Origin of the sequence: Vibrio sp. CUB2 (assembly GCF_001557945.1) — a bacterium.
Classification (GTDB): Bacteria; Pseudomonadota; Gammaproteobacteria; order Enterobacterales; family Vibrionaceae; genus Vibrio; species Vibrio owensii.
Window position 1 is genome coordinate 14,095 of record NZ_LNRB01000026.1, and the last position, 24,271, is coordinate 38,365.

General features: G+C 46.0%; 23 protein-coding genes. 5 read left to right on the plus strand and 18 right to left on the minus strand.

Annotated features, from left to right (window positions below):
- Positions 1–13: 13 nt before the first annotated feature.
- Positions 14–1,414, minus strand: coding sequence for a replicative DNA helicase (locus tag ATB78_RS25795; protein ID WP_020196769.1), 1,401 nt, complete (start codon positions 1,412–1,414; stop codon positions 14–16).
- 320 nt (positions 1,415–1,734) lie between these two features.
- Between ATB78_RS25795 and ATB78_RS25800 the strand changes: the two genes are divergently transcribed.
- The gene (locus tag ATB78_RS25800) at positions 1,735–2,499 is read left to right on the plus strand and encodes a DUF481 domain-containing protein (RefSeq protein ID WP_005438452.1); all 765 of its coding nucleotides are present in this window, start codon (positions 1,735–1,737) and stop codon (positions 2,497–2,499) included.
- A gap of 78 nt (positions 2,500–2,577) precedes the next feature.
- Here ATB78_RS25800 and rplI read toward each other — a convergent pair whose 3' ends face one another.
- The 14 genes from rplI to pilM form a co-directional block, all read right to left on the minus strand.
- Complete coding sequence (gene rplI, locus ATB78_RS25805) at positions 2,578–3,030, minus strand: 50S ribosomal protein L9 (RefSeq protein WP_005438451.1); 453 nt, start codon at positions 3,028–3,030, stop codon at positions 2,578–2,580.
- Positions 3,031–3,063: 33 nt separating this feature from the next.
- Entirely contained in the window at positions 3,064–3,291 is a 228-nt protein-coding gene (rpsR, locus tag ATB78_RS25810; RefSeq protein ID WP_000090472.1) for a 30S ribosomal protein S18, read from the minus strand.
- A 16-nt stretch (positions 3,292–3,307) separates the two neighbouring features.
- Positions 3,308–3,610, minus strand: coding sequence for a primosomal replication protein N (gene priB / locus ATB78_RS25815; protein ID WP_061010974.1), 303 nt, complete (start codon positions 3,608–3,610; stop codon positions 3,308–3,310).
- A gap of 8 nt (positions 3,611–3,618) precedes the next feature.
- Positions 3,619–4,008, minus strand: coding sequence for a 30S ribosomal protein S6 (rpsF, locus tag ATB78_RS25820; protein WP_005438446.1), 390 nt, complete (start codon positions 4,006–4,008; stop codon positions 3,619–3,621).
- Positions 4,009–4,237: 229 nt separating this feature from the next.
- Positions 4,238–4,909, minus strand: coding sequence for a ribulose-phosphate 3-epimerase (gene rpe, locus ATB78_RS25825; RefSeq protein ID WP_005438444.1), 672 nt, complete (start codon positions 4,907–4,909; stop codon positions 4,238–4,240).
- A gap of 100 nt (positions 4,910–5,009) precedes the next feature.
- Complete coding sequence (locus ATB78_RS25830) at positions 5,010–5,849, minus strand: Dam family site-specific DNA-(adenine-N6)-methyltransferase (protein WP_009705524.1); 840 nt, start codon at positions 5,847–5,849, stop codon at positions 5,010–5,012.
- Positions 5,850–5,918: 69 nt separating this feature from the next.
- On the minus strand, positions 5,919–7,412 hold the full coding sequence (locus ATB78_RS25835) for an AAA family ATPase (RefSeq protein ID WP_061010975.1): 1,494 nt from the start codon (positions 7,410–7,412) through the stop codon (positions 5,919–5,921).
- 53 nt (positions 7,413–7,465) lie between these two features.
- Positions 7,466–8,566: a 3-dehydroquinate synthase gene (aroB, locus tag ATB78_RS25840; protein WP_005438436.1), complete on the minus strand. Its 1,101-nt coding sequence runs from the start codon at positions 8,564–8,566 to the stop codon at positions 7,466–7,468.
- A gap of 31 nt (positions 8,567–8,597) precedes the next feature.
- A complete protein-coding gene (gene aroK / locus ATB78_RS25845; protein ID WP_005438434.1) occupies positions 8,598–9,116 on the minus strand; it encodes a shikimate kinase AroK in 519 nt (172 codons plus the stop codon).
- A 189-nt stretch (positions 9,117–9,305) separates the two neighbouring features.
- Entirely contained in the window at positions 9,306–11,054 is a 1,749-nt protein-coding gene (locus ATB78_RS25850) for a type IV pilus secretin PilQ family protein (protein WP_061010976.1), read from the minus strand.
- A gap of 34 nt (positions 11,055–11,088) precedes the next feature.
- The gene (locus tag ATB78_RS25855; protein WP_061010977.1) at positions 11,089–11,604 is read right to left on the minus strand and encodes a pilus assembly protein PilP; all 516 of its coding nucleotides are present in this window, start codon (positions 11,602–11,604) and stop codon (positions 11,089–11,091) included.
- Positions 11,594–12,187, minus strand: a complete 594-nt coding sequence (gene pilO, locus ATB78_RS25860) for a type 4a pilus biogenesis protein PilO (protein WP_009705519.1) — start codon at positions 12,185–12,187, stop codon at positions 11,594–11,596. Before pilO ends, ATB78_RS25855 begins: the two co-directional genes overlap by 11 nt.
- Positions 12,180–12,758, minus strand: a complete 579-nt coding sequence (locus tag ATB78_RS25865) for a PilN domain-containing protein (protein ID WP_005438427.1) — start codon at positions 12,756–12,758, stop codon at positions 12,180–12,182. The genes pilO and ATB78_RS25865 overlap by 8 nt, the downstream gene beginning before the upstream one ends.
- Entirely contained in the window at positions 12,742–13,758 is a 1,017-nt protein-coding gene (gene pilM / locus ATB78_RS25870; RefSeq protein WP_033005807.1) for a type IV pilus assembly protein PilM, read from the minus strand. The genes ATB78_RS25865 and pilM overlap by 17 nt, the downstream gene beginning before the upstream one ends.
- A 178-nt stretch (positions 13,759–13,936) precedes the next feature.
- Here pilM and ATB78_RS25875 point away from each other — a divergent pair, with 178 nt between their 5' ends.
- Positions 13,937–16,507, plus strand: coding sequence for a PBP1A family penicillin-binding protein (locus tag ATB78_RS25875; protein WP_061010978.1), 2,571 nt, complete (start codon positions 13,937–13,939; stop codon positions 16,505–16,507).
- A gap of 66 nt (positions 16,508–16,573) precedes the next feature.
- Here the strand turns inward: ATB78_RS25875 and oxyR are convergent, their stop codons facing one another.
- The gene (gene oxyR / locus ATB78_RS25880) at positions 16,574–17,482 is read right to left on the minus strand and encodes a DNA-binding transcriptional regulator OxyR (RefSeq protein WP_033005806.1); all 909 of its coding nucleotides are present in this window, start codon (positions 17,480–17,482) and stop codon (positions 16,574–16,576) included.
- Between the two features lie 175 nt (positions 17,483–17,657).
- Between oxyR and ATB78_RS25885 the strand changes: the two genes are divergently transcribed.
- The 3 genes from ATB78_RS25885 (at position 17,658) to ATB78_RS25895 (ending at position 20,752) form a co-directional block, all read left to right on the plus strand.
- Positions 17,658–18,386, plus strand: coding sequence for a redoxin family protein (locus ATB78_RS25885; RefSeq protein WP_005438421.1), 729 nt, complete (start codon positions 17,658–17,660; stop codon positions 18,384–18,386).
- Positions 18,387–18,613: 227 nt separating this feature from the next.
- Positions 18,614–20,086: a dihydrolipoyl dehydrogenase gene (locus tag ATB78_RS25890; RefSeq protein ID WP_061010979.1), complete on the plus strand. Its 1,473-nt coding sequence runs from the start codon at positions 18,614–18,616 to the stop codon at positions 20,084–20,086.
- Positions 20,087–20,470: 384 nt separating this feature from the next.
- On the plus strand, positions 20,471–20,752 hold the full coding sequence (locus tag ATB78_RS25895) for a DUF3624 domain-containing protein (protein ID WP_027726698.1): 282 nt from the start codon (positions 20,471–20,473) through the stop codon (positions 20,750–20,752).
- A 154-nt stretch (positions 20,753–20,906) separates the two neighbouring features.
- Here ATB78_RS25895 and argH read toward each other — a convergent pair whose 3' ends face one another.
- Positions 20,907–22,781: an argininosuccinate lyase gene (gene argH, locus ATB78_RS25900; RefSeq protein ID WP_005438408.1), complete on the minus strand. Its 1,875-nt coding sequence runs from the start codon at positions 22,779–22,781 to the stop codon at positions 20,907–20,909.
- Between the two features lie 250 nt (positions 22,782–23,031).
- Positions 23,032–24,246: an argininosuccinate synthase gene (locus ATB78_RS25905; protein WP_009705512.1), complete on the minus strand. Its 1,215-nt coding sequence runs from the start codon at positions 24,244–24,246 to the stop codon at positions 23,032–23,034.
- Between the last annotated feature and the right edge of the window lie 25 nt (positions 24,247–24,271).

Consider the following 24,271-nt stretch of genomic DNA (forward strand, 5'->3'; position numbering starts at 1 on the left):
GTAGCTCATTGCATTACTCATCATCGATATCAAATGCAGGACCCGCGTAGTTATCGAAACGCGAGTGTTGGCCTTGGAAGGTTAAGCGAACCGAACCGATAGGGCCGTTACGTTGCTTACCAAGAATAATTTCTGCCGTGCCTTTGTATGGGCTATCAGGGTTGTAAACCTCGTCACGGTAAATAAACATGATCAAGTCGGCATCCTGCTCGATAGAGCCCGATTCACGCAAGTCCGAGTTAACTGGGCGCTTATCGGCACGTTGCTCTAGGGAACGGTTTAGCTGCGATAGTGCTACCACAGGAACGTTCAATTCTTTCGCCAGAGCTTTCAGAGAGCGCGAAATTTCCGCAATCTCCAAAGTACGGTTATCAGAGAGAGCAGGAACACGCATTAGCTGAAGGTAGTCGACCATGATCATCGACAGACCACCGTGTTCACGCGCTACACGACGAGCACGGGAACGTACTTCGGTTGGCGTTAGGCCTGAACTATCATCGATGTACATGTTTTTCTTCTGCATTAGGATACCCATGGTAGAAGAAATACGAGCCCAATCTTCATCATCAAGCTGACCAGTACGGATCTTGGTTTGGTCAACGCGAGATAGGGACGCAAGCATACGCATCATCAACTGTTCGGCAGGCATCTCTAGCGAGAAGATAAGTACCGGTTTGTCTTGGTCCATCGCCGCGTTTTCACACAAGTTCATCGCAAAAGTGGTTTTACCCATCGATGGACGTGCCGCAACGATAACCAAATCAGAACCTTGTAGACCCGCCGTTTTTTTGTTGAGGTCGTTGAAGCCAGTGTTCACACCTGTCACACCATCTTGAGGTGTTTTGTATAGCATCTCGATACGCTCTAGCGTTTTTTCGAGAATGTTATCGACGTTTTGTGGGCCTTCGTTTTCGCTAGTACGAGATTCTGCAATGGCGAAAACTTTACTCTCCGCCATATCAATTAAGTCTTCTGAGCTTCGACCTTGTGGATCATAACCAGCGTCCGCAATTTCATTTGCAACACCGATCAGGCCGCGCACGATTGCACGCTCCGCTACGATGTCCGCGTAAGCGTTGATGTTCGCTGCACTTGGTGTGTTTTTCGCAAGATCCGCAAGGTACGCAAAGCCACCCACGTCTTCCAATTGTTCGTGACGCTCTAGGTGCTCAGACAAGGTGATCAAGTCGAGAGGCTTACCCTGTTCAAGAATGGTTTTAACGCCTTCGAAAATGAGACGATGAGGACGGCTATAGAAATCACTGCTCACAACACGCTCAGCGACCGTGTCCCAACGTTCATTGTCCAGTAAGAGACCACCAATTACTGATTGCTCGGCTTCTAGCGAGTGAGGTGGCACTTTGATTGCGTCGACCTGACTGTCTGAAGGTTTGCGATTTCTGTTTTCCGCCATGACTTTGCTCGATAACTACTAATGACCCGAGATTATAACCTTAAACTTAGCCAAGATGCTTCCCTGAAGCGACAATTACTTGTTAAGAATTCAACAAGTGAATGGCTAAGAATTCGCTTTTTATGGTGCGAAATTACTCGATTGCGGTAGAATCTCCCCAATTCATGCTGAAACAGACAGTTAATTAAGTTTGATGCGCAAATGAGAACGCCCACCACGCTTCTCCGGCTTAGGTCTAATAAAAATTAACCTATCATTGACCGAATAAAACATCTGTATCAGTATCATGCCCCTCCTTTTTAATTACGTTCGAGGTATTTGTGTCCCGATACTGGTTACTTGGCTTTAGCTTACTTTGCACGGGAGCATCGTACGCTGAAGAATCAGTACAGCCAGAGCAAGAAATTGAAGTGCCCGACCCTCTACAAACTGAGGTCGAGTTCGGCTATCAAGCTCACACAGGTAACACGGACTCTCGTTCCCTGAATGCTCGTCTGAGTGCTGAATACACTTCTGGTCGTCACCGTTCTTACGGCGAATGGAAGTACTACAACCTATATAAAGATGGGGAAGAAGATAAACGCTCTTCTACCTATACTGCGCAAAGCGACTACAAGTTAGGTCCAAAGACTTACTTGTACGGAAGCTTTAAAGGGGTTGATTCACGCTACAGTGCTTACTTTAAAGATTACACATTTTCTGGCGGTTTGGGTTACCAGTTCGCTTATACAGAAAAGTTTACTTTGGAAGCGGAGATCGGCCCTGGTTTTCGTTACCAAGAACCAAACTTAGATGAGATTGATGACGACGACATTGTCTTTCCAGACATCGTTCAGGAAGGGATCTTGCGTAGTAACATCAATACTACTTGGCAAGCTTTAGATAACTTAAGTCTCTCTGCCGATATCACTTTAGTAGCAGGTAAAAGCAACACTCGTGTTGATAGTGATCTGAGTGTGACCAACGACATTACCGAAGACATTGCTCTTAAATTAGCGCACTCTCGCCAATATCACGATAAAGTGCCAGAGGGCTTGAGCAAGGCGGATAGTGTGTTTTCCGTCAACCTTTTGTTTGCCTTCTAACTCCCGCTTTTCAGATTATTCAGACATAAAAAAAGCACCTCCTAAGAGGTGCTTTTTACTATTTCGCTTGGTACTGAATTACTCTGCAGCAACAACTTGTACGTTCACAGTAGCGAAAACTTCTGAGTGAAGTTGAACGCTGATCTCGAACTCACCAGTGTTACGTAGAGCACCTTCAGGAAGGCGAACTTCGCTCTTAGCAACTTCAACGCCTGCAGCTGTGATAGCGTCAGCGATGTCACGAGTACCGATAGAACCGAATAGTTTACCTTCGTCACCAGCTTTAGAAGCGATAACAACGGCTTCTAGAGCGTTAACTTTCTCAGCACGTGCTTCAGCAGCTGTTAGTTGCTCAGCAACTTTAGCTTCTAGTTCAGCGCGACGAGCTTCGAACATTTCAACGTTGCCTTTAGTTGCCATAACTGCTTTACCTTGAGGGATAAGGAAGTTACGAGCGTAGCCAGACTTAACGTTTACTGTATCGCCAAGACCACCTAGGTTACCGATTTTATCAAGTAGAATAACTTGCATTGTTTAATCCTCTTTCTTAATAAAACGAACCGATTACTGATGCTTGTCAGTGTACGGTAGTAGAGCTAGGTAGCGAGAACGCTTGATAGCGCGAGCTAGTTGACGCTGGTACTTAGCGCTTGTACCAGTGATACGGCTAGGTACGATTTTACCAGCTTCAGTGATGTAGTTTTTAAGAGTTGCTACGTCTTTGTAATCAATCTCTTGTACGCCTTCTGCAGTGAAACGGCAGAATTTACGACGACGGAAGAAACGAGCCATGGGCTATCTCCTGATCTTAAATTTGAGTAATGTTGTCGGCGTGTAACACTAATTTCCCAACGCCATTTCGGCCGGTCTGATAAGCGACAAAACCGCCTATCTTAATGTTACTGCCTTGTACTAAATTCTGAGTTAATGCTTGTGACCCAAGCCCACTAACTACTACCGGCATTCGACAATAAACTTGTCGTGGTAGATTAGCTTCGATAACAGTAGAGCGATGCTCTAGCCAAAATCGACAGTGTTCAATGCCACCAGGGCTTTTACTACGAATGGGCGGCTTGGCAATGGTGCCACTCAGCTCCATTCGATTGGTCATAAGAAATATTACTCAGCAGCTGCTTCTGGCTTAGCTTCAGCACGCTCTTCGCGACGAGGAGCACGCTCTGCACGCTCTTCTTTCTGCTTAAGCATGATAGATTGCTCAGTGATAGCCGCTTTAGTACGCATGATCATGTTACGTAGAACTGCATCGTTGAAACGGAAAGCAGTTTCTAGTTCGTCGATCACTTCTTGGCCAGCTTCAACGTTCATTAGAACGTAGTGAGCTTTGTGAAGCTTGTTGATTGGGTAAGCCAGTTGACGACGGCCCCAGTCTTCTAGACGGTGGATTTTACCGCCAGCTTCAGTGATTGAACCAGTGTAACGCTCGATCATGCCAGCAACTTGCTCGCTTTGATCAGGGTGCACCATGAATACGATTTCGTAATGACGCATTGGTTGCTCCTTACGGATTATTAGCTTCCACGATTGGCTCGGTCGTCCAGAGGAAGCAAGGAACTAAAGAAAAATGACCGAGAATTAAGGAAGACGGATAGTACAGAAAGGAAGCAAAATAGGCAAGTGATTATTTACGTCGCGCTGGCGATATTTTCTTCGCTCTGGCCCTACCTACGACAAAGGCTGCCAACAAGGTGGCAGCCTTTTAAGATTAGGGCTTCAATACTTATTTTGCTTTTGCTAGCTCGTCACGCATTTGGTCGATCACTTGCTTGTAATCTGGGTGACCGAAAATCGCTGAACCCGCTACAAACATGTCTGCACCTGCTTCTGCGATTTCACGAATATTATCCACTTTCACACCACCATCAATTTCTAGGCGAATGTCACGGCCAGACTCGTCGATCATCTTGCGTACCGCACGCAGTTTATCTAGCGTGTGAGGGATAAATGATTGACCACCAAAGCCAGGGTTAACTGACATTAGAAGAATTAGGTCAACTTTGTCCATGATGAATTCAAGATGCGACAACGGCGTTGCTGGGTTAAGTACCACACCCGCTTTACAGCCGTGCTCTTTAATCAACTGTAGTGTGCGGTCAACGTGCTCTGATGCTTCCACATGGAAGGTAATCATCGATGCACCTGCTTTCGCGAAGTCAGGGATGATGCGATCTACAGGTTTCACCATTAGGTGAACATCGATTGGAGCGGTAATGCCGTAGTCACGAAGCGCTTTACAGATTGGCGCACCAAAAGTCAGGTTTGGTACGTAGTGGTTATCCATCACATCGAAATGCACCACATCCGCGCCCGCTGCGAGTACTTTTTCTACGTCTTCACCTAGACGAGCAAAATCAGCCGATAAAATGGATGGAGCAATAAGAAAATCTTTCATACCTGACCTCAATAGTGGCGAGCAAACAACAAACAATGTTGCGCGCAATTCTACCGAAGCCAGTCAGGATATCCACTATTTAGACACAATAGTGTGAGAATTATGAGTCTGACTTATCCGTGTCAGAAGCACGGAAGAGAGCAAGCAGTTCATCGACTTTATTGCGTCCGCTACCATTGCGACTGATGGTTCGCTTCACTTTGACCACATTCAATTCCGCACCGTGATATAGACGACGCGTCAATGTGGTGTCGTGATTTGAAATCAGAACGGGAATGCCGCGCTCGGTCGCCGCTTTCTCCGCGATGTCAGCCAGTGCAGCTTGGTCATCAAGCGTGAAGCCGTTACCTGCGTAAGAAGTAAAGTTAGCCGTATTCGACAATGGTGCGTACGGAGGATCACAGTAGACCACGCTTCCCTTGCGCGCTCGACGGAAAGTCTCTGGGTAGCCTTCACATACGAAGGTCGCCTTCTTCGCTTTCTCAGCAAAGAATTCCAATTCAGCTTCTGGGAAGTAAGGCTTTTTATATGAACCAAACGGTACGTTGAAACCGCCCTTCTTGTTATAACGACACAAGCCATTAAAACCGAAACGGTTCATATATAAGAACGCCAATGAACGGTACATCACGTCGTCAGTTTTATTAAACTCAGCGCGAATGCTCAAATAAGCTTCTTTGCGGTTATTCTCTGCCACAAACCAACGCTTCGCTTCGGAGATGTAATCCTCAGGGCGCTCTTTGAGTAGGTTGTAGAGATTAATCAGGTCGGGGTTGATATCCGCCAGCAAGTAGTGGTCATAGTCGGTATTAAGAAATACCGAGCCAGCACCAACAAAAGGTTCAACTAGCTTTCGAGCCGGTGGCAAATGACGTTGGATGTCTTCAACCAGACCGTATTTTCCTCCTGCCCACTTAAGAAAGGCTCGTTGCTTTTTCATCTACTGCTCTATCTATCGACCAAAAATTAAGGCTGCGGAATGTAACATATTTTTCAACGAAGCTCAGGATTATTTCACGCGATCAATTTCACGATGTACCTGACCCAAGGATTTTGCCCACGGACTCACCGATTTAAGCGCATCTGGCAGGCTCTCTACCGCGTCTCGAGCGAGCTGGATAGTCGGGTAATCTTGGTAAGTGATGATGTACCATTCTGTTCCGCTGCGCACGGTCGGGTAAATTCTCACTTTTCCATTTAGGTCGTACTCGTCAAGGAAGGTTTGCACATCTTCCATTGCCGTCATCGCTCCTAATTGCAAAGTATAAGCGCGTGGTGATAACGCTTTTAACTCTTCACGAGCAAAAGAGAACTTCACGATAGGCTTCGTTGAATTTGCTTGTGTTGCCTTAGGTTGTTCGCCCGTTTGCACGACGTTAATCAATGAGGAGTTAGAACTGCTCTGCGCTTGAGGCACTGATTCTTCCACAACTTGTTTGATTTCATCGGTATTGGCTTCTTCAGGTTTGCCTTCAAGTAAAGCATCCACCACATCCGACTCAATCACAACGCGCTGCTGTTTATCTTCTGTGCCAACACTTGCAACTTCCTCTGTCACGGCCGGCGGCAATGAATCTGAATCGTCCGTTGCACCAGCAAGCTCTGTCGTATCAGACGCGTCACTGATTGTGGAATCTGCGCCGCTGGTTTGAACTTCGGGCTCGGTTAGGGTTGGGATGGCAGTTTGCTCAATCGTACCTGTAATTTGCTGTGCTTTGTCGTCTGGGCTTGGCTGATTGTACATCCACCAATAACCACCAGCGGCCAACAATAACAGCACCAAAACAACCAATGCGATATTAAGGGGTGAGCCTACAATTGAGCGGATAATGATCCTTTTTTCCACTTTCATCTCTCCTAACGCCATGATGTCTCCCGGAATCGGGTCGACTTTCTTAAATGCATCTCGAACGCGTTTTTCAGATTCATCGTCAACATATCGAATCACCAAAGATTCAAAGAAACGACGCGCTTCGACTTCTGACAACATCTCAATATCAAGTTCAACCGGTTTGAGCTCTTGCCCGTAACTAATACGCGACAATACCGATTCCAAACGCCCACTTTGAGTGAACAACAAGATGTTGATTTTCCATTTTGGATTCGCTTGTGCAGCTAGCACTAGCATCCATAATTCTGAAACTAGGGTTTCACTCAGCAAATGAGCGTCATCAACCACAATGGCAATGTCACACACTTCATCACCCAAGATACGTTCTAAGCTATCAAGCAATGTATCTTGTTGATTGAATAAGGCATCGGAAACTATCTGGCTCAAGATGAGCATACGACGTTGCACATCATCTTGATTGGAATGACAAAGTAACAAACATTGGTTTTTGTTACTGGCACCGAGCTCAAGGTATCGCTGTGCCATCCAAGATTTTCCATATCCGGATTGGCCATTTACGGCGATCAAATTAGAACCAAAGTTGGTTAATAAGCTTAATCTGTCTAGTAACTCGGTTTGTGAATCCAATTCAAGAACGTGAGCAAAACTCATCTAAATAACCTTAATACACTACAAGAATGACGCCCTAAGGCGCCATTACAAGGTTAAATGTCACGACCAAAGTCGATAGCTTGTTTGATGATATCTTGCGGTGTATCCGCAATGACTTCGGCGCTACCAATTCCGGTAGGCAATACTAAGCGCAGCTGACCAGATAAGACTTTCTTATCACGCATCATGTGCGTCATAAAGTCATCAAAACTCATCGACTCTGGCGTATGCACTGGCAGTTTAGCGCGACGCATAATAGTAATAATGCGATCCAGCTGCTCTTGCGAAATCAATCCGCGTAAGTGCGAAGCTTTCGCCGCCATCACTGTGCCAGATGACACCGCTTCACCGTGAAGCCAATTGCCATAACCTAGCTCAGCCTCAATCGCATGACCGAAGGTATGACCCAGATTCAACAGCGCTCGTATGCCTGACTCTTTTTCATCAAGAGCCACAACTTCTGCTTTGATTTCACAGCAACGCGCGATGGCATAAGTCAGTGCTTCTTCATCCAGTGCGTACAGTCGGTCGAGATTCTCTTCCAGCCAATCAAAGAAATCTGCATCATAAATAATGCCGTATTTGATCACTTCAGCAATGCCCGCAGCGAACTCGCGTTCAGGAAGCGTTGATAAGCAGTTGGTATCAATGATAACGGCTTTAGGTTGGTAGAAAGCACCAATCATGTTTTTGCCTAGTGGGTGGTTAACTGCGGTTTTACCACCAACAGATGAATCCACTTGAGACAACAATGTGGTTGGGATCTGGATGAAATCCACACCACGTTGGTAACATGCAGACGCGAACCCAACGAGATCGCCAATAACACCGCCACCTAACGCAATAATCACTACATCACGTGCGTAACTCCCCTCTAGCAGGAAGTTCATGACTTGATTAAACGTGTCTAGGCTTTTGTATTGCTCACCATCAGGCAATTCAAGTAATGAGGCATCACAACCGAGCTGTTCAAGCTGACCAAGTATTTTTTCCGCATACAGTGGAGCAACCGTGACATTACTAATCACGACAACTTTCTGATTTGCGTTTTTGTTTGAAAGAATTTGAGAAAGGTACGCCGGGTCTTCAAATAACCCGGCGCCAATTGAGATTGGGTAGCTACGCTCTGCTAGATTGACCGTAATCCGTTCCATCGGTGTGCTCCAATTTGAAAAAGATAAATGCTTATCTCTCTTCTAGCATTTTTACGATCTGGTTGGCTACCACTTTTGCACTCTGATCGTCAGTACGAACCGTGTAATCCGCTACTTCTTCGTATAGAGGGTTACGTTCGCCTGCCAAACTTTCCAATACTTCACGAGGGTTGTCAGTTTGAAGTAGAGGACGCTTCTTGTCGCGGTTAGTGCGAGCAAGTTGCTTTTCAATAGTCGTTTCTAGGTAAACAACAACACCACGTGCAGAAAGGCGATTGCGGTTTTCTTTACTCTTCACAGAACCACCGCCGGTTGCTAGCACGATGCCTTGCTCTTGAGTCAGGTCTTCAAGTACTGCTTCTTCGCGTTTGCGGAAGCCGTCTTCACCTTCTACATCAAAAACCCAAGAGATGTCTGCACCAGTGCGTTCTTCAATCACTGTATCAGAGTCCACGAACTCCATATGCAGCTGCTGTGCTAGATGTCTACCAATTGTACTTTTGCCGGCGCCCATTGGGCCAACAAGGAAAATATTACGTTTCTCAGCCATATTTAGCGGTAATTTACAACGTTAATTCAATAAGATCGCCACAAGAAAACACAGCCAAACTGCTGTTTCACAAGGCTTGTGGCACCAATTCCTCACAGATAATTCGTGATAAGACCCGAAATTATCCAAGCATGGTGCCACTAATGCAACTTTATTTTTGATCTAATCGATTTTTTACTCACTGAGCGCCTACTGAATCACAACTTTAGGCGTGACAAAAATCAACAGCTCACTTTTGCCGACATTTTCATAACTTCGACGAAAAAGTGCCCCTAACAGCGGTAAATCACCTAATAAAGGCACCTTATCGACGGAGTTTGTGATGCTATGTTGAAAAATACCACCCAACACAACCGTTTCACCGTTATTGACTAAAACTTGTGTGCCAATGCGTTGAGTATCGATCGCGACTGCTTCACCTGTGCCTGTTTTTACAACTTGACCCGGTCTGTCTTGCGTAACGCTCAAATCCAACACTAAACGATTGTCAGGGGTAATCTGTGGTGTCACTTTTAAGCTCAATACGGCTTTTTTGAACGTGACAGACGTTGCGCCACTGGAAGAAGACTCAAGGTACGGGATTTCGGTACCTTGCTCGATATAAGCAGGCTTCTTGTTAGTGGTAATCAATCGCGGGCTAGAAATGATCTCTGCCTTGGATTCTTGTTGCAGCGCAGAAAGCTCTAAATCAAGCAGTGTGTCTGAGCCTAATTTCGCAACTTGGAAGGCAAGACTGGTCGCATTCGGACTGGTTGCAGCCAAGTTCACGTTTAGGAAGTCATCAATACCAACACTGCTGCCTCCTTCATCACCTTCGCCATCACCGCCGCCATCGTACAGGCCAATTGTCGCAAGGTTATTCTCAACCGACCCACCGACAGTGTGGCTGCCGTTAATAGAGGTGAAGCCCCAGCGCACACCAAGTTCGTCCATATTACCTTCATTGATGGTGACGATTCGCGCTTCAATCTGAACTTGTTTGACCGGAATATCCAAAGACTCAATGATCTCTCGGATAACCTCAATGTTCTCTGGTAGTTCTCTAATTAAGAGTGAGTTCGTCCGCTCATCAATGGTCATGCTGCCACGTTCTGAGAGCATACTGATATTCCCCTCGCCATTAATCATCTCGGCAATGTCCGAAGCTTTAGCGAAATTAACTTTGATGATCTCAGAAGAAAGCTCACCCATCTCCTGCTCAAGTTTCTGTTTCTCTAATTGTTGCTTTTCACGCAAATCCAGTTCGTCTTTCGGCGCCACCAAAATCACGTTGCCATCAACACGCTTATCCAAGCCTTTTACTTGAAGAATGATATCGAGCACTTGCTGCCAAGGTACACCATCAAGACGCAAAGTTAAGTTGCCTTCAACGGAGTCAGATACCACTAAGTTAAATTGGTTGTAGTCGGCGATGAGTTGCAATACGTTTCGCACTGGGATGTCTTGGAAGTTAATTGAAATCAGCTTCCCTTCTTTTTCTAGAATGCTCTTATCCGGTGCTTTTTCATTGGCTTTTATCTTACCGACTTTGATCTCTAGGTAACGCCCAGTCAGACGGTAATCGTGAGTGTATTCCTCATCAATATAAGCAACTAAACGTGTGGTTGAGGTATCTCGGAATATTTCAATACTCTCGACGACCGTAGAAAAGTCTTTTACATCCAGAAGGTAAAGCTGGTCGTCTTTTACAGATGTGTTGAGTAAGTCGATACTCAAGCCTTCCTGTACGCGCTTGATATCAACGATTGCAGCAGGGGACGCAAGTTCTACAACAATCACGGCATCTTTGTCTTTGTTTGTACGAAAGTCGATGGTCTTTAGCGAGTTAGACTTTACTTCCTGTGCTGCTACAAAAGGGGCTAAAAGTAAAAAGAACCACAAAGAGAAGATCCCTGCTAGCTTCCTTGGTGTCAGTGTTAATCCTTGTCTCATTTTCATCATTACTCAATATCAAAAATAAATGCTGCTATGCCTATCTCAAAGCCAACTTAACTTTGCGCTTTTGCCAACACCCTAAACCGTCGGGTAAGGTTTCATTAATTAATAAATAGTTGTGGGATACGTGAGTCACCTTGCCATTGTTACGACCAAGGTACTGACCCGGCTTCACCTTATAAACGGTGCCATTTGGTGCTTGGACCAAACCAGAAACATTGCTCCCCATCCCCATAACACCTTTTAAGCGCAGTTTATTGAGAGGAAAGCGTTCTAACTTACCTACCCGCTTTCTTGATGGCGGTTGCCAACAATCTTGTCTGGCTAAAGGTTGAGTGGCGATGGTGGCTTCTTTAGGAAGCTCGAAAGGCGCACGTAGAATCTCGGGCTTATAACCGATGACAACATAGTCTTCAGCGGGCTGTAATTTGGCGACGTCACGGCGCGCTTGGTTTTCTACGCCGCGAATAAAGTCTGTCAGTGATTCATCGTTGGCTTGGCAACCCGCTAGCACCCCTGCAATACAAACCATCAGCAAAGATTTATTTCGCATCTTTCTTTTCCTCTGGTTTGAACTGGTAGGTATTCGCTTTTACACGGAAGTGCAAAGTTTCACTCTCTTGACTCACTCGTTGCCAAGTCACGTCTTTAAACGTGATGATGCGCGGCAATGTGGCGATGGCTTGAGAGAAACGGCCGATATCATGAAAGTCTCCAGTGAGTTCAATATTCAGCGGCAGACGATAAAGAAAGTGCTCTGATTGTTTCTCCCCCCAGTCAATGCGGGTAAATGTCAGTTTGTTATCGATGCCTAGTTCATTCACCGAAGCCAGCATGGTGGCTAGCTCTTTTTGCGCAGGCAGTTGTTGCAGCAGCAGTTCGTAGCGTGTGGTGAGCTCATCGAGTTGTGATTGCAGTTGAGGCAAAGCCGCCACTTTATTGGCCTTGATTCTCAGCGCAACTTTTAAGGTTTGCTCTTCTTGAATCAAATTGTCCAAACGCGCTTGCTCTGGCTTTAAATAGAACCAGTAACCGAAACCTTGAATCAACAACACGAGCATTAAGAGAACCACTAACTGCGGCACCAATGGCCATTCAGCGATTTCATCCATTTCAAGGTCTTGCCAATTAACCATGCTGTTTACCTCCTTCTTTTATAGAGGCACCTTTAAACATGAAGGAGACTTTGAACGTCTGAAACTCTTTACCGAAACGGGCTTTACCATGGACAATGGAGTGCATCTCGACATCTAACAATTTTGCCGAACGCTCCATGTTGTCGAGCATTGTCGCGAGACGCGGCGTACTGTCTGAAATTCCTGAGATCTCGATTTCGTAGTCATTCATCTTAATCTTGTCGACATACACGCCTTCAGGAATCACTGATGGCATCAAGTTCATGAACTCAGTGGTTTTATTGCGCCCGTTTTGTAATCCTTCAACGATCTTTAAGCGTTCTAAGATCTTGCCGTGCTCTTGCTCAGCAATCTTCATTGCTTCAATTCGCTTATCAAGCTGAGATATATAGTGAGCTAAATAGTCTAGGCGCTGTTGTTGCTGGTCTTGTTGGTATTGGTAGTACTTACCGATGCCCCACTGCACGCCCAGCGCAGCAATCGCACCAAGAACAATCAAACCAATAAAACGTCGACGATGTTCTTCACGTTGATTTTCGCGCCAAGCGAGGAGGTTAATGTGATGCAGCATCGTCACCTCCCAACCACTGAATACCGCGTACCGCTAAACCTGCGGCTGCCGTGAAGTGCTGCCAATCTGCAGCTCGGCGTTTACGTTTAGAGACTTTCATTTCAAACAAACTAAGAGGATTGAGCAGTTCACACTCCAGCGCCAATTGACTTGATAGCTCCTCAGCTAACATTGGCGTAGCCGCCCCCTCACCGGAAAGCCAAATACCTTTGATATCTTGGCTACCATTGAATGAGGTGTAGAGCTGCATCTGACGCTTAACACGTTCAACCATTTGTCGATTGAATTCTTCAGTTGCGGTTTGGATATCGTCACTGAGTGGATCGTGTTGAGACAAATCGTTTGTTGTGCGAGTACCGCAAGGAAACTCCTTATGGAATAGCTCACCTTGCTCGGTAAACATAGTGAAAGAGCTACTCATCGCACCAATGTCTAACAAGCAATGCTTATTCTTTTCTGGAAAACGTTCTGCGGTTAGCTTCCATATATGACCAAGACTTTGTGAGTGCACATCCACCAGCACGGTTTTTAGGCCAGACTTCGTTAATGTATCGACTCGGCTTTCCACCACCTCTCTGCGTGTTGCAAACACTTGGTAGCTCTCTGTGCCGCCCATCTGCTCATCCGTATCAACCTTTACAAAATCGAGGCTGAGCTCTTCAACCGGAAAGGGAGACTGATGCGCAAAGGCTTGCATCACCGCAAATTCCTTTTCGCTTTCTTCTAGGTTCTGCTCTATTTGTAGCTTTTTGCTGATCACAGCATTGTCTGGAACCGAAATTGCGACCTTTCTAGCTCGAATTGGGAGCTCTTTTCTCATCTCTTTAAGGGTCTTTACAATTTCTTGATGATTTATGGTGTTATTTTCAGCGACAATACGTTCCTTAAGTATTATTTCTTTGTAACCCAATAAAGCGTAACTGTTGCCATTGGGTTTAAGTACCACGGCTTTGAGGCTGTTATGGCCAATATCTATGCCCGTAACTAATAGCTTATCCATCTCTACTCTCGCTCCGAAATTCCTGCGTGTGGTTGTAAATAGCACCCAGAGAATTTTCTTCGTGCAAAGGTTGTTATTAGCATCCAAATAAGAGTTAATATCTCTTATGTGCTAAATTTTTGACCTAAGAGTACAAGGGTTTGCCGTTACACAGCCTCAACCAATCAGGGATTCTCCGGTGAAGTTCATAAAGCGTTTATTATTTTTAACATTGATTTGCATAATTCTTGGAGTCACCACAATTTTTGGCTTCTATCAATACGTGAAGCCTGAATTGCCAGATGTTGCAACTCTAAAAGATGTTGAATTACAAACACCTATGCAGGTATTTAGTCAAGACGGGAAACTGATCGCACAGTTTGGTGAGAAACGCCGAATTCCTGTTACCTACGACGAAATTCCACAAGATTTGATTCACGCGCTGATTGCGACCGAAGATAGCCGCTTTTACGAGCACCCTGGTATCGACCCAATCGGTATTACTCGTGCCGCTGTCGTCGTGGCCCTATCCGGTTCTGCCAAGCAAGGTGCGAGTACCATCACTCAGCAGCTAGCACGTAACTTCTTCCTCTCCAACGAGAAGAAGATCATGCGTAAAATCAAAGAGATCTTTATTGCGATCCACATTGAGCAGCTTTTGACTAAGCAAGAGATCATGGAGCTTTACGTTAACAAGATCTTCCTTGGTTACCGCTCATACGGTTTCGGTGCGGCCGCTCAGGTTTACTTTGGTAAGAGCCTGAACGAACTGACGCTAAGTGAGATCGCAACGCTTGCTGGTATGCCAAAAGCACCATCAACCATGAACCCACTCTATTCACTAGAGCGTGCAACGAACCGTCGTAACGTCGTTCTGATGCGTATGCTCGATGAGAAATACATCACTCAAGAGCAATATGACGAAGCGCGTGCTGAACCTATTGTTGCTCGTTACCACAGTGCTGAAATCGAGCTTTCTGCGCCATACGTGGCTGAACTAGCACGTTCATGGGCAGTGAAAGAGTACGGCACAGAAAAAGCGTACACCTCTGGTTTGAACATCTACATGACGGTAGATTCAAAGCTGCAAGACGCAGCAAACAAGGCAGCGATCAATAACATCCTTGCTTACGATGAGCGTCACGGTTACCGAGGTGCAGAAAAAGTACTTTGGAAAGAAGGTGAAAGCGCTTGGGATACTGAGCAAATTGAAAAGCACCTGAAGAAGCAGCCAACTTACGGCCAACTTTACCCAGCAGTCGTGACTAAAGTTGACGACAAAACTGCGCAAGTTTGGGTAAAGAACAACGATGAGCAAACCATCGCTTGGGCAGGCATGAACTGGGCTCGTAAATACCTAACGGATGAACGTCAAGGTGCGGTGCCTAAGTCAGCAAAACAGATTTTAGAATCAGGCCAACAAGTATGGGTTCGTGAAATCAGCACAACCGATAAAGAAGGCAACACCGTTAACAGCTGGAAGCTAAGCCAAGTACCAAGTGCCAACACTGCATTTGTGGCAATGAACCCAGAAAACGGTGCAGTACTTTCTCTGGTTGGTGGTTTCAACTTTGTTCACAGCAAGTTTAACCGTGCGACCATGTCTGTGCGTCAGGTAGGTTCAAGTATCAAACCTTTCATCTACTCTGCAGCACTAAACAAAGGTTTAACGCTTGCTTCGCTTGTTAACGATGCGCCAATCAACAAGTGGGATGCTGGTTCTGGTCCAGCATGGCGTCCGAAGAACTCGCCACCGCCTTACATCGGCCCTCCCCGCCTACGTATCGGTCTTGCACAATCTAAGAACGTTATGGCGGTTCGTACGCTACGTGAAGTTGGCTTAGACGAAACCCGCGAATACCTAACTCGCTTTGGCTTTGATATTGACCAAGTGCCACGCTCAGAAACTATCGCGCTTGGTGCTGGTAGCTTAACGCCAATGAAAGTGGCGCAAGGCTACTCGGTGTTTGCGAATGGCGGTTACTATGTAGAACCGTTCTACATTGACCATGTTGAAGACTCGTTCGGTGAAGTGTTGTTTAAGGCAAACCCGAAAGTCATCTGCCAACAAGATTGTCCTCAAATGGAAACACACGTTCCTGCAGAAGATAAGTTTGCTGCTGAATTTGGCGAGCAAGACGTCGCGACAGAGAACATCGCTCCAGACAACGCACTTGAAAACGACACACCGCAATACGCGAAGCAAGTTATCTCAGCGCAAAACGCATTCCTGATGCGTGAAATGATGTACAGCAACATCTGGGGTGGCGGTAGCTGGCGTGATGGTACAGGCTGGAATGGTACTGGCTGGCGTGCACAAAAGCTTGAGCGTCGTGACATTGGTGGTAAAACCGGTACAACCAACGATTCGAAAGACACTTGGTACAACGGTTACGGCCCTGGCATCGTTGCGATTGCATGGGTTGGCTTCGATGATCACTCTCGTACACTAGGCCGCACAACCGTAAACAGCAACCTAGGTAAAGGCCAGATCTCTGGTGCAGAATCTGGTGCTAAAACGGCTGAGCCTGCATGGATTGACTTCATGCGCGTTGCTCTTGAAGGTACTCCACAACAAGGCAAGAACATCCCAGGTGACATCGTACGTGTTCGTATCGACCGTGATAGCGGCCTACTGACACACAAAGTCGATGGTTCATCGATGTTTGAATATTTCGAGAAGGGAACTGAACCTACGGAGTACGTAGGTAACAGCCTTGAAGATAGCATCTACTCAGGTGGTGGCAGCGGTTCAGAAGAACTGTTCTAACCTCATCATTGAGAGACTAAAAAGGGAGCCATTGAGCTCCCTTTTGTTTATTTGGCTTTTAGGCTATCAAGCAGCGATAGAGTCTTCTCTCGCCTCAAGTACACCTTTGATCATTGCGGCCAATGTTTCAAAGCGAGTACGCAATGGTGAACCCGGACGATAAACCAGTACGATACTGCGAGAAGGCGTTGGGTTAATTGCAGGAACGTAACACACGCCGTCTTTTTTCTTCTCATGAGGTACGGACAACTGAGGTAACAAAGTAATACCCGCGCCCGCTGCCACCATGTTGCGCAGCGTTTCTAAGCTCGTTGCTTTAAAACGTTCATCATCTTTCGCACCTGCCGCAAAACAGAATCCAAGTGCTTGGTCTCGTAAGCAGTGACCATCACCCAGAGCCAAAACTGTTCGGCCATTAAGATCCAACATATCGATATGATCTAGCCCAGCCCACTCATGGTCACAAGGAACCGCCACGCTCAATGGTTCGTTGTAGACTTCAATCTCTTTAAATGGAGCCGTCTCATCCACTGAAGCTAATACTAGGCAATCCAGTTTGCCCTCTTCTAACTGACGAACCAACTGATGGGTCTGTGCCTCATGCAGAAACAGTTCCAATTCAGGAAACTCTTCTTTTAGTCGAGGAACGATTTTAGGTAAGAGATAAGGACCAACAGTCGGAATAAAGCCGATGTGCATCGGGCCAGTCATAGCACCACTTTGACCACTCGCCATATCTTTAAAGGTTTTCACTTCACTTAAGATACGTTTTGCTTGCTCCACCAATTGCAAACCTGAATCGGTAAACAAAACACGACGACTGCTGCGCTCCAGCAATGCCGTACCTAATTCGTCTTCTAGTTTACGAATTTGGCCACTTAAAGTCGGTTGGCTGACAAAACAGGCTTCAGCTGCTTTTCGAAAATGCTTGTGCTCCGCAAGCGCCACCAAGTACTCAAAATCTCGGATATTCATAACGTACGATTCGCTTCTTGTTTGGCGATAGAAATAATCTATCAAAACCATAGCATTAAACGATTAGAGCTATCAAAGTTTTTTTTCAATAATGAGCTCAACAAAACGAAACTGAGCGCCAAATAACGCTAAGCTCGAAAACGAATTATTTCATAAATTTAAAAAGGAAATCATCATGTTTGCATCAAAAGAAGGTCAAGCTGTACCACAAGTTACTTTTCCGACTCGTAAAGGTGACGCATGGGTGAACGTAACCACGGAAGAACTGTTTAAAGACAGAACGGTTATCGTATTCAGCTTACCAGGTGCGTTTACTCCGACGTGTTCATCAAGCCACCTACCGCGTTACAACGAATTGTTCTCCGTATTTAAAGAACACGGTGTGGATGAAATTCTATGTGTATCAGTTAACGATACGTTTGTAATGAACGCATGGAAAGCTGACCAAGAAGCAGAAAACATTACCTTCATCCCAGATGGTAACGGTGAGTTCACAGACGGTATGGGCATGCTAGTGGACAAAAACGACATCGGCTTTGGCAAGCGTTCATGGCGTTACAGCATGCTAGTGAAAAACGGCGTGGTTGAGAAAATGTTCATTGAACCAAACGAGCCAGGCGACCCGTTCAAAGTTTCAGATGCAGACACAATGATGAACTACGTAGCACCTGAGTACAAAACTCAAGAATCTATCACTGTGTTCACCAAACCAGGTTGTCCTTTCTGCATGAAGGCGAAACAAAATCTGATTGACCACGGTCTTCAATATGAAGAAGTGATTCTGGGTAAAGACGCAACAACAGTAAGTCTACGTGCAATCTCTGGTCGCACAACGGTACCTCAAGTATTTATCGGTGGTAAACACATCGGTGGTAGCGAAGAGCTAGAAGCGTACCTAGGTTAATAGTTTGCCTAATGGGCTTGGGTTGGCAATCTCGCTGTCCAAAACTCAGCCCTAGGTCTCCCGGAGCATCCCTCGCCCGGGAGACCATCCCTTTCAATCACTTCCTATGCTTAGTCTTGATAACTGGTCGTCTTCACCGTTCGACCAGTTATCAAGAGTAATGAACTCAAATTCACTCATCCAGACTTAGTCACTTCAACTACGTTTGGGAAAAACGAGAATCCATTATGAAACAGTTAAATGTCGACGTAGCAATTATTGGTGGTGGTACAGCAGGTCTTGGCGCATACCGCGCAGCAAAAGTACACACAGACAGTGTTGTGATGATTGAAGGAGGCCCTTACGGCACGACATGTGCTCGTGTCGGATGCATGCCATCGAAGCTATTAATCGCCGCAGCAGAAAGCGTACATCAAATCGAGAAAGCACCGGGCTTTGGTGTACACCCACAAGGCGAGATTTACATTAACGGTCGTGAAGTAATGGATCGAGTAAAGCGTGAGCGTGACCGCTTTGTAGGCTTTGTGTTGGAAGGCGTTGATGAGATCCCTGCTGAAGATAAAGTGTCGGGTTACGCTAAGTTTACCAACGACAACACATTAATCGTTGATGACCACACTCAAATCACAGCTAAGCGTATTGTGATCGCAACAGGTTCTCGTCCTGCTTACCCAGCGGTATGGAATGAACTCGGCGACCGCTTAGTGATTAACGATGATATGTTCGATTGGGATGACTTGCCAGAATCCGTTGCCGTATTTGGCCCTGGTGTGATTGGTCTTGAATTGGGTCAAGCGCTGCACCGTTTGGGTGTAAATGTGAAGCTATTTGGTCTTGGTGGTCAAGTAGGACCATTGACCGATCCTGAAGTGATGGCGTACGCCGATAAAGCCTTCAAAGAAGAGTTTTACCTTGATGCCGATGTAAAAGTTGAAAGCATGAAGCGCATTACTTCGCCAGAAAATGACGGTGAAGATAAAGTCGAAATCCAATTCATCAACCACTATGGTGAACTAGAAACCTTTATTGTCGATTACGTATTAGCAGCAACAGGTCGCCGTCCAAATGTGGATAAGCTCGCGATTGAAAACACCAATGTGGTATTAGATGAGCGCGGCGTACCAACGGCCGATCACTATACATTGCAAACTTCAGTAGAGAGCATCTTCATCGCAGGTGATGCAAGTAACCAAATTCCATTGCTGCACGAAGCGGCAGACCAAGGTCGTATTGCTGGTGACAACGCAGGCCGTTTCCCAGATATTCGTGCGGGTCTACGTCGCTCACCAATCTCTGCTGTTTTCTCAGACCCGCAGATTGCGATGGTAGGTGAAACCTATAAGCAGTTGGAAGCTCGTCTAGGTACTTGCGGCTGCTTTGCAACTGGTCAAGTATCGTTTGAAAATCAAGGGCGTTCACGCGTGATGCTTCGAAACAAAGGCATTCTGCACGTCTACGGAGAACAAGGTACAGGTCGCTTCTTGGGTGCAGAAATGATGGGGCCAAACGCCGAGCACTTAGCCCACCTACTTGCTTGGGCGCATCAGAATAAAATGACGGTTTCTGACATGTTGGATATGCCGTTTTATCACCCTGTTATTGAAGAAGGCGTTCGTACTGCGCTACGTGACCTGAATGCGAAACTTCACTTAGGTCCAGAGACGATTAAGCACTGCCTAGATTGCGGGCCTGGTTGCTAATACTCACTCTCTTTAGCTCTCACAAAAACAAAAGCCTCGTCATAGACGAGGCTTTCTCATTCCAACTCTATCAGTTCAAAACTGAGCAAAGTGGTTGTTTAAGCAGTCATCATTGCGTAACGGCTAACAAGCACAATGGCAGTAAAACCAATTGTGAAGAAACCACCAGCAAGGCCTAGTGCTACTTTAAGTTCTGTCGACATTATAATTTTTCCTATTGTCAGGCTGACAGCGCACCATACACCAATTACGTACTACACATTTTTAACCAAGTTAATTTTCCATTTTTGGTTCGATAGACACGACATAGAATCCTGACAAAGAGAAACTCAAACATGAGTTAGCCGTTATAATCAGGGACAAATAGATAGTGTGGATAGAACAATGGCTTGTCGAAGTTGCCAAGAGCACTGGTTTTGGAAAAAGATCGGACGTTGCCAACGATGCATGGATCAACTGACGGTACTTTCTGTTTTGTGTTGGATCGTGTGGTGGTTTGCGTTTAAAGATGATCCGCAAAGTATTGAATCGATCGCGCTGATCTTTGCCGGATTTGCATTTAACGGCTTACTGTTTTTGCACCTATGGATGCGCTTTGTGGTTTTGCCGTGGCAGCGCCGTCGTGGAAAAGAAAGTAAGGATGATCATCACTCAGATGACAGATAGAAAAAAGCCCCAAAACCAATACCGGTCTTGGGGCTCTCTTAGATTCTTCTAAGAAAAAGCAGTGGTACTTTAATAGACCGGGCTTCCTCTCAAAGGTTCCAAGTTTTTTTCCAATTTTTTTAGTATTTTCTTAAATACTAATAGAATCATCAACCTAGGCCACGTTACTTTTCTGGATCAATTGTTCGAACAAGTTGATCTCTAGTGCAACTTCGTCACACGCATGCTGACGCGGACACTGATCGCAATCTTTCAGTACTTTCTCAGGCAACAATGACTTCGACGTTGGTAAGAAGCTCTGCTTCATAAAGAATTCTGGCGTACGTGTCAGCACAAAGACTTTCTTGATGGCCATTTGGCGCGCTTTCTCAACCAGATAGTTCACAATTGCACTGCCCTGCCCTTGGCCTTGCCAACCAGCTTCAATACCGAGAGAGCGAATCTCTGCTAGCCCTGAGTCATAGACATACAAAGATGCACAACCGGTTACCTCTCCGTGATGCTCAGCAACCGCGAAGGAGCCAATATCACGTACCAACTCATTGCGTGAGCGTGGTAAGTTTTCACCCATGTTTGCCCAGTATGCCACCATGCCTTCTAGTGTTTCGATGTCAGTTAAACGAGCAGGGCGAACGTTAACTGCTGATGTATCGCGTTGAGACAGACGCTTGTCTGCTTGGTCAACAGCGTAAGCCACTTGTTGAGGAGACACACCACCTAGTGCACAACGTTTCTCAAGACACGAGTCGATGGTTAAGATGTCATACACATCCGCTTCAATCACTTCAGAGAAAGCTTTCAGCTCATCAATCGACAGCTCTTCTAGTGCACATCCTTTGGCAATCGCACCAACGACGGCAACGCCAACGATATGGTGCGCTTCACGGAATGGGATACCTTTCGCTACTAGGTAATCAGCAAGCTCAGTCGAGTTTGCGTAACCTTGCTTCGCGGCTTCTAACGTACGCTCACCATTAACCTTGATGCCATCAAAACACAGTGCTGCCATTTCCATGCAGTCGTTCCATGTATCAAGTGCATCGAACAGGCCTTCTTTGTCTTCCTGCATGTCTTTGTTGTAAGCCAGTGGCAGCGCTTTCACTGTCATCATCATGCCAGCAAGTGCACCATATACACGGCCTGTCTTACCACGAATAAGCTCTAGGGCATCTGGGTTTTTCTTCTGTGGCATCAGAGAAGAACCTGACGTCACCGTATCGGCTAATTCAATAAAGTTAGATTCACCCGAGTTGTAGAAGATCATGTCTTCTGCCAAACGAGATAGGTGCAACATCGAGATAGACGCCACAGACATCAATTCCATCACATGGTCACGGTCAGAAACCGAGTCCAAAGAGTTACGCGTTGCACGGTGGAAACCAAGGTTATGAGCCAACTCTTCACGATCGATTGGATAAGCGGTACCAGCAAGCGCACCCGATCCAAGCGGACAAGTATCCAAACGCTTAAGGGCATCACTCAAACGTGAGTAATCACGTTCAAACATTTCCACGTAAGCCAAACACCAGTGCGCAAACGTCACAGGTTGAGCACGTTGCAAGTGAGTGTAACCAGGAAGAACGGTGCCTTGATGTTGCTTGGCAACACCAACCATCTGAGTTTGAAGGCGATCAAGCGCAATTAACAATTGCTGACCTTGCTGGCGACACCAAAGTTTAAGGTCGGTTGCCACTTGGTCATTACGAGAACGCCCCGTGTGTAGCTTTTTACCTAGGTCACCGACCTTGTTGATCAGTTGCTGCTCGACCCAAGAGTGGATATCTTCAGCGTCTGAGCGCAAGATTTGATGTGGGTCTTCCATCACTTCCAGTTTGAGCTCATTCAGTGCCAGCTCTAGCTTTTGTTGTTCTTCTGCAGATAACACGTCAACAGAAAGCAATGCTTTAGACCACGCAATTGAGCCTACGATGTCTTGCTCAGCCAATCGGTAATCGAAACGCAATGAATCGTTGAAGTCTTTAAATCTGGTGTCTGCCGCTTGGGTAAATCTTCCGCCCCATAATGCCATTGCGTTTCTCCTGATGACTATTGCTTACGCTAACGTGTTCTTCATTAAGTGTTGACCAAATCGGTGGTCATTTGCTCACTTTTTCTCATGTCTCAACGTTACGATAATCACGGATAAAAATAAAGTAGAAATTCAATATTTTTACATATTTATTCATGACTATTTTATCTTTATGCCAATGTGGTCAGCAAAAACGAAAAAGACCTGCCAATAGTGGCAGGTCTCTTATCTTATAAGGTTTTAAATTGGCTTATTTTTTCTGGCTGTTCAGCGCACGAATACGGCTTGATAGCGAGTAGAGACGGATAAAGCCTTCAGCATGGCTTTGGTCATAAACTTCATCTTCACCAAAAGTAGCAAACTCTTCAGAGTACAAACTGTTATCCGAACGTTTTTGCGTTACCGTTGCGTGGCCTTTGTAAAGCTTCACAACCACTTCGCCATTCACGTCTTGCGCGAGCTCTTCAGAAGCCGCAAGGATAGACTTACATAGCGGCGTGAACCAACGACCATCATAAACAAGGTGCGATGCTTTCAGACCAAGCTCCTCACGGAATTCAAATGACGCTTTGTCCAGCACCAGTTGCTCTACAGCACGCAGCGCTTCCATCATGATGGTGCCACCCGGAGTTTCGTAGCAACCACGAGACTTCATACCCACTAGACGGTTTTCGACAATATCGATACGACCAACACCGTGCTTCGCACCTTTTTCGTTTAGGTAAACCAACGCGTTGTATGGTGTCATCGCTTCACCGTCTACCTCAACAACTTCACCTTTCGCTACTTTCAGCGTCACAGTTTCCGCTTCATTCGGTGCTTGCTCTGGATCTACCGTCCAAGCCCAACAATCTTCATTTGGCGCATTCCATGTATCTTCTAGAACGCCACCTTCAGTAGAAATGTGCCATGCGTTCGCATCACGCGAGTAGATCTTAGTAAGAGAAGCCGTACAAGGGATATTGCGCTCTGCTAGGTAATCCAGACATTCTTCACGGCTCACGAGATCCCACTCACGCCAAGGCGCAATAACATGCAGATCTGGTGCTAGCGCTGCAAATGCACCTTCAAAACGTACTTGGTCGTTACCTTTACCGGTACAGCCATGACACAGAGCGTCTGCGCCCACTTTACGTGCGACTTCAACCTGCGCTTTGGCAATGATTGGACGCGCCATTGACGTACCTAGTAGGTATTTACCTTCGTAGTAAGCGCCCGTTTTTAGTGTCGGGTAAATGTAGTCCGCGACCATTTCTTCTTTCAGGTCAGCGATGTAGCACTCAGAAGCACCTGAAGCTTTTGCTTTCGCTTCAATACCTTCTAGTTCTTCGGCACCTTGACCAACATCGGCAACGAAAGCCACCACTTCACAGTCGTAGTTCTCTTTTAACCACGGGATGATTACTGAAGTATCTAGACCGCCTGAGTATGCGACTACCACTTTATTTACGTTCACTTTGCTCATGTTTTTTCTCCAAACTTAACTGGCG